This is a genomic window from Paenalcaligenes sp. Me52 (assembly GCF_050487965.1).
Lineage (GTDB): Bacteria > Pseudomonadota > Gammaproteobacteria > Burkholderiales > Burkholderiaceae_B > Paenalcaligenes.
The window spans coordinates 1-965 of the sequence record NZ_JBKQFO010000010.1 but is presented as its reverse complement, the minus strand read 5'-3'; the positions used below and the strand labels follow the sequence as shown (position 1 = coordinate 965).

Below are 965 nucleotides of genomic sequence, written 5' to 3'. Positions count from 1 at the left end.
GTCTTTAACGGCATGGTGTTTCTGATTTTAGGCTTACAACTGCCGGGCATTATTTCGGAATCACTGATCCGTGCAGAAAACGATCCACTGGTGGACACCGGATCGCTGCTCCTTGATGTCATTTGGATCTACCTGGCGTTAATGGTTGTGCGCCTGGGCTGGCTTTGGCTGATGCGTCTGTATAGCCGTAAACGACCCGGCAAACATCCGATGCTGTTTGCTGGATATAAAACGCGTCATATGCTGCTGGCGACCTTTGCGGGGGTGCGCGGAGCTATCACGCTTGCGGGGGTGCTTTCTATCCCGTTATTGCTGCCGGATGGCACACCTTTTCCCGGGCGTTACTTGCTGGTATTTCTCGCCACAGGTGTGATCCTCTTTTCGCTGGTTTGCGGCATTATTATTCTGCCGTTATTACTGGGGAAAAATGTGGGGATTTTCAGCGATAACCGACAAAAAGAAGAGGAAGCTGCCGATCTGTTTATGGCTAAAATGGCCATACTGAGTGTGCAAAAGACCGAGCAACGTTTGCTGCGCGCCAGAACAGAAAACCTCGATAACGAGTTGATTATGGAAACGGGGGCCAGAGTTATCGGTTATATGCGACATAGTGAAGAGGATATGTCGCCTAATGATAATTCCCTGCATATGCAGCGTGCGAAGCTGGAAAGAACATTTAATCTGGCGGCGTTAAATGCCAAACGCGCGGCTATTTACCAGATGCGCGCAAGGCAAGAAGTCAGTGATGAAACACTGGCAAAAATAGTCAGTGAATTAGATGTGCTGGAAACGTTAATCATGGATAGCCGATAATTTTATCGCTGCCAGTAATAGGGAATTAAATGATGGCTGAGAGTAATACTTCCAGCATCGTTTATTCCCTATGTATTTCCTTATGGGCAGAACAATCGCCTGGATTAATACTGCATTAATACAACATAGTGATATAAACCAAGAATCAATGT

At 46.8% G+C, this 965-nt stretch carries 1 protein-coding gene; it reads left to right on the top strand.

What is annotated here, in order from left to right:
• Nucleotides 1-813, top strand: an 813-nt coding sequence (locus ACLO87_RS16665; protein ID WP_173678129.1) for a Na+/H+ antiporter family protein, incomplete at its 5' end; no start/stop codon positions are given.
• Between the last annotated feature and the right edge of the window lie 152 nt (nt 814-965).